The organism is Flavobacterium sp. (assembly GCF_035760125.1).
Classification (GTDB): Bacteria; Bacteroidota; Bacteroidia; order Flavobacteriales; family Flavobacteriaceae; genus Flavobacterium.
The window spans coordinates 1-5,991 of sequence record NZ_DASTTN010000438.1 but is presented as its reverse complement, the minus strand read 5'-3'; the positions used below and the strand labels follow the sequence as shown (position 1 = coordinate 5,991).

Below are 5,991 nucleotides of genomic sequence, written 5' to 3'. Positions count from 1 at the left end.
CCAAAAATGCAATTTCGAATGTGTATATTTTTTCGGTTTCCTCTTTTATGGAACTGCGCCATTGCACTATTTCGAATCTGTTTCCAAAAACGCTGAAAGCAGAATACATCAAGCAAATCAATACCTCTGGAGTTTAAATCTAATCTAAATTTTAATAAAATGATAATAACCATTCTTTTACTCGCATTAGGGGCTTTGCTTTTTGCGATTTGTTTTAAATCCGTCGAATTTTTTGAAAAAATCTAAATTATGACTGCACTATTTATTATAGCACTTGCCGTATTCGGTTATTTGGTTTACGTATTAATCAAACCGGAAAAATTTTAAAAAATGAAAATGGCAACATTTAAAAAACTAGCAGCAGTTTTTATAGCTTGGATTATTGCTTTAATAATGCTCTACTACGTTTATATAAAAGCCAAAATTTTATTTAATTTCTAACAAACAAAATATGAACACAGAATTTTTTGGAGTCATCAGTATTTTTATCGTCTCGGTAGTTTTGGCCATTCCCGTTGGTAGGTATATAGCCAAAGTGTATTTGGGTGATAAAACGATGCTTGATGTAATTTTCAATCCAATTGAAAAATTTATTTTCAAAATCAGTGGTATCAATTCTACTGAAGAAATGAACTGGAAGCAACACTTAAAAGCACTTTTGAGTGTCAATATGGTCTGGTTCTTTCTTTGCTTTTTTGTTTTAATCTTTCAAGGAAGCTTACCGTTAAATCCTGATGGGAACCCATCTATGACACCGGATTTGGCCTTTAATACCGCTATTTCGTTTGTCGTAAACTGCAATTTGCAGCATTATTCGGGAGAAACGGGGCTTTCTTATCTGTCCCAACTGTTTTTAATGTTCCTGCAATTTGTTTCGGCAGGTATAGGAATGGCAGCCGCTGCAATGGTATTTGTGGCGATGAGAGAGAAAACCACTGATAAACTAGGAAATTTTTATAATTTTTTTATCAAAAGTTGTACCCGTATTTTATTGCCGCTTTCTGCTATTGTGGCTATTATTCTGGTATTTAGCGGAACTCCAATGACATTTGAAGGAAAAGATAAAATCGTGACTTTGCAAGGTAATACAGTTGAGGTTTCCCGAGGACCGGCTGCTGCATTTATTGGAATCAAACATATCGGAACGAACGGAGGTGGCTTTTTTGGAGCGAATTCGGCACATCCTTTGGAAAATCCAACTTATTTCACCAATGCAGTTGAGTTGTGGGCACAGTTAATCATTCCGTTTGCGATGATTTTTGCTTTGGGCTTTTTCCTTAACAAAAGGAAGCTATCATATATCGTTTTTGGAGTAATGACGGTTGGGTTTTTAATGCTCGTTATACCTACCGTAATCAGTGAACTTAACGGAAATCCAGCAATCGAAAGGATGGGAATTTCCCAATCAACTGGAGCCATGGAAGGTAAGGAAGTCCGTTTTGGCCCCGCCATTTCAGGATTTTGGAGTATTGCTACGACTGTAATTTCTACAGGTTCGGTAAATAGTATGCACGATAGTTCGATGCCAGTTTCCGGCGCCATGCAATTATTGGCTATGATGGTCAATGCGTTTTATGGCGGCTGTGGAGTAGGGTGGCTGAATTTTTACATCTTTATAATTCTTGCGGTATTCATTTCAGGTTTAATGGTGGGACGAACACCGGAATTCTTAGGAAAGAAAATTGAAGCTAGAGAAGTGAAAATCGCTGCCATCATTGCCATTCTGCATCCTTTATTAATATTGGCAGGGACAGCTTTGGCATCTTATTTTGCTGCCAATAATACTGCAATGGGTTATTGGTTTTCAGGAAATGCCGCTGGATGGCTGAATAATCCTGGACATCATGGATTCTCCGAAATGTTATATGAATACACTTCGAGTGCGGCTAATAACGGTTCAGGCTTTGAAGGTTTGGGAGATAACAATCCATTTTGGAATATAACCACTGGAATTGTGTTGTTATTGAGTCGTTTCATTCCAATCATTGGACCATTGGCTATTGCAGGATTGTTGGCTAATAAAAAATACATTCCTGAAAGTGCCGGAACTTTAAAAACAGACACTCCCATTTTTGGGGTAATGGTTTTTGCCGTAATCGCGATTATCGCTGCTTTGTCTTTCTTTCCAGCATTGGCTTTGGGGCCATTGGCAGAATATTTTACATTAAAATAATATAAAAATGACTAAAAATAAATCCAAATCATTGTTTGAAAGTGAGCAGGTAAAAGAAGCATTAGTACAGTCTTTTGTGAAGCTTAACCCCAAAACAATGTTCAAAAATCCGGTAATGTTTACCGTCGAAATCGGAACTGCTATTATGTTTGCCGTTTGCATTGCCATTTTGTTTGGCGCACACGACCAAGGCAGTTTTGTTTATAATTTTATTGTCTTCTTAATTTTGTTGGCCACACTTTTGTTTGCCAATTTTGCCGAAGCTATAGCTGAAGCCCGTGGAAAAGCACAAGCCGACAGTTTAAGAAAAACACGTGAAGAAACACCTGCACGACAAATTTTTGCCAATGGAGAAATTAAAAATGTAAGTTCTTCAGCTTTGAAAAAAGGGGATGTTTTTATCTGTGAAGCTGGGGATTTAATTGCCACGGATGGAGAAATCATCGAAGGACTAGCTACTATCGACGAAAGTGCCATTACCGGAGAAAGTGCTCCCGTAATTCGTGAAGCGGGTGGTGATAAATCGTCTGTTACCGGAGGAACAAAAGTATTGTCAGATAAAATTAAAGTAATCGTGACCAATGAACCAGGAGAAAGTTTCCTTGATAAAATGATTGCTTTGGTAGAAGGCGCCAGCCGTCAGAAAACACCAAATGAAATTGCTTTGACGATTCTTTTGGCAGCGTTTACCTTAATATTCGTGATTGTTTGTGTGACTTTGAAACCTTTTGCAGATTATGCCAACGCACCAATTACAATTGCGGCCTTCATTTCTCTTTTCGTATGCTTAATCCCAACCACGATTGGAGGTTTGCTTTCTGCGATTGGGATTGCGGGTATGGACAGAGCATTGCGTGCCAACGTAATTACTAAATCAGGTAAAGCGGTGGAAACTGCCGGAGATATTGATGTATTGCTTTTGGATAAAACAGGAACAATCACTATCGGAAATAGAAAAGCAACTCGTTTTTATCCTGCAAAAGGGATTTTGGAAGAGGATTTTATCAAGTCCGCGGTATTAAGTTCACTAGCCGATGATACGCCGGAAGGGAAAAGTATTGTGGAATTGGCTGGACTAGAATTGGCTCAAAAATTATCTATTGAAGGCGCTGTTTTAATCAAATTTACTGCCGAAACCAGAACCAGCGGTGTTGTTTTGAAAGACGGAACCAATATTAGAAAAGGAGCTCAGGATGCTGCCAAAAATATTGTGCAACAAGTCGGTAATGTATTTCCTGAAGATATTTCTCAAATCGTTATTGCTATTTCTTCAAAAGGAGGAACACCCTTAGTGGTTGTTAAAAACAGCGAAGTTCAAGGTGTTATCGAATTGCAGGATATTATCAAAACGGGAATGAAAGAGCGTTTTGAACGTTTGAGAAAAATGGGTGTAAAAACCGTGATGGTTACCGGAGATAATCCTTTGACCGCCAAATTTATTGCCGAAAAAGCTGGTGTAGATGATTTTATAGCCGAAGCCAAACCTGAGGACAAGATGAACTATATCAAGAATGAGCAACAAAATGGTAAACTCGTGGCGATGATGGGTGACGGTACCAATGATGCACCCGCTCTTGCACAAGCCGATGTTGGTGTTGCAATGAACAGTGGTACTCAAGCTGCAAAAGAAGCTGGTAATATGGTCGATTTGGACAATGACCCAACTAAGTTAATTGAAATTATTGAAATTGGAAAACAGCTATTGATGACTAGAGGAACACTTACAACATTCTCTATTGCAAACGACGTAGCTAAATATTTTGCTATTGTTCCTGCGCTTTTTATTGCTGCAATTCCTGCTCTTCAAGGATTAAACATTATGCATCTACACAGTCCGGAAAGTGCCATTTTATCGGCGGTGATTTTCAATGCGATTATCATTCCGATATTGATTCCACTGGCATTGAGAGGGGTTGATTATAAACCAATCGGTGCAAGCGCTATTTTGAAAAGAAACCTGTTGATTTATGGCTTGGGAGGAGTAATTGTTCCTTTTATAGGGATTAAATTAATTGATTTGGTCGTAACATTATTTATGTAAAAATAGGTAGAGTCGTTGCAATGTAACGTCTCTACCAAAAAATAAAACAAAATGAAAAACATATTTTCAATATTAAAATTTACTGCAGTAACGGTCGTTTTATTCGCAATAATTTATCCTTTGGCAATCTATGGAATTGCACAATTTGCCCCAAATAAGGGAAAAGGGGAAACTGTTTCTGTGAATGGAAAAGTAGTGGGTTATCAAAAAATTGGACAAAAATTTGATAAGTCGAATTATTTCTGGGGTCGACCTTCGGCCGTGGACTATAATGCTGCCGGAAGTGGTGGAAGTAACAAAGGACCGAGCAATCCCGAATATTTGGCTTTGGTTCAAAGGAGAATTGATGCTTTTTTGATTGCGCATCCCTATCTGAAAAAATCAGAAATTCCATCGGATATGGTGACGGCTTCGGGTAGTGGTTTGGATCCAAATATTTCACCGGAAGGCGCTTTGATTCAGGTAAAAAGAGTGGCAAATGCTAGAAATTTTTCTGAAGAAAAAGTGAAAGAATTGGTAGAATCTAAAATAAATAAACCATTTTTAATAGGAGTTTCAACGGTGAATGTGCTGGAATTGAATGTGGCTTTGGATGAGTTGAAATAATGGAAATTTCAATTTCAATGGTAATAACAATATCAAATTTTGATTATTTGCCGGTAGAAATGTAATCTCTTAGAATAGAATCCCGAACTTTGAATAGCAGAGAAATGAATCAACCGTTTGTTTAACTTATGGATAACGAAAAAGAAAATAATGTTAAGCATTTTCTGGATTTAATTCAGAAATCACGCCGTGGAAAGTTTAAAATTTACATTGGCATGAGTGCCGGTGTGGGCAAAACTTATAGAATGCTGCAGGAAGCGCACACACTGTTGAAAAACGGTATTGATGTAAAAATTGGTTATATCGAGACACATAATCGTAAAGAGACACAAGATTTGTTGGATGGATTGCCAATAATCCCACGTCGGACTATTTTCTACAAAGGAAAACAACTTGAAGAGATGGATGTGCAAGCGATTATCAATTTACGGCCAGAAGTAGTAATTGTTGATGAATTGGCTCATACCAATATTGAAGGAAGCAAAAACGAAAAGCGTTGGCAAGATGTTTTGGAGATTCTGGAATCGGGAATCAATGTGATTTCTGCGGTAAATATTCAGCATATAGAGAGTTTGAATCAAGACGTAAAGTTAATTACCAATGTTGATGTTCTAGAAAGGGTTCCGGATAATGTGTTGCGATTAGCAGATGAGGTTGTCAATATTGACTTGACTTCGGAGGATTTGATTACGCGTTTGAAGGAAGGTAAAATTTATACCGCCGATAAAATTCAGACCGCTTTGAGTAATTTTTTTAAGGCAGACCAAATTTTACAATTGCGGGAATTGGCTTTGCGCGAAGTGGCGAGTCAAGTGGTTCGAAAAGTAGAAAATGAAGTCCCTAAAAACCATGCTTTGCGCCATGAAAGGTTATTGGCCTGTATAAGCAGTAACGATAAAACAGCCAAAATTGTGATTCGGAAAACAGCTCGATTAGCCAGTTATTACAATAGCGACTGGTATGTTCTTTATGTGGAAACCCCCAAAGAAAGCCCTGATAAAATAGCGCTTGACAAACAACGACACTTGATTAATAATTTCAAATTGGCCACACAATTGGGGGCCGAAGTAATTAAAGTGGAAGCTAAAAATATTACGAATGCCATGATGGAAGTGGTTAAGCAAAAGCAAATCACAACGGTTTGTATAGGGAAACCCCATTTCAATTTGTT

Annotated in this window: 5 protein-coding genes; all 5 read left to right on the top strand. The window is 37.8% G+C overall.

Annotated elements, in window-relative coordinates; all coding sequences use genetic code 11:
• Window positions 1–249: 249 nt before the first annotated feature.
• Window positions 250–327, top strand: coding sequence for a K(+)-transporting ATPase subunit F (gene kdpF / locus VFS71_RS20270; RefSeq protein ID WP_016362011.1), 78 nt, complete (start codon window positions 250–252; stop codon window positions 325–327).
• A gap of 124 nt (window positions 328–451) precedes the next feature.
• On the top strand, window positions 452–2,173 hold the full coding sequence (gene kdpA / locus VFS71_RS15525) for a potassium-transporting ATPase subunit KdpA (protein ID WP_326402385.1): 1,722 nt from the start codon (window positions 452–454) through the stop codon (window positions 2,171–2,173).
• A gap of 7 nt (window positions 2,174–2,180) precedes the next feature.
• Window positions 2,181–4,214: a potassium-transporting ATPase subunit KdpB gene (gene kdpB / locus VFS71_RS15520; protein ID WP_326402384.1), complete on the top strand. Its 2,034-nt coding sequence runs from the start codon at window positions 2,181–2,183 to the stop codon at window positions 4,212–4,214.
• Between the two features lie 51 nt (window positions 4,215–4,265).
• Window positions 4,266–4,820, top strand: a complete 555-nt coding sequence (locus VFS71_RS15515; RefSeq protein ID WP_326402383.1) for a K(+)-transporting ATPase subunit C — start codon at window positions 4,266–4,268, stop codon at window positions 4,818–4,820.
• Between the two features lie 128 nt (window positions 4,821–4,948).
• Window positions 4,949–5,991, top strand: a 1,043-nt coding sequence (locus tag VFS71_RS15510) for a sensor protein KdpD (protein WP_326402382.1), incomplete at its 3' end; no start/stop codon positions are given.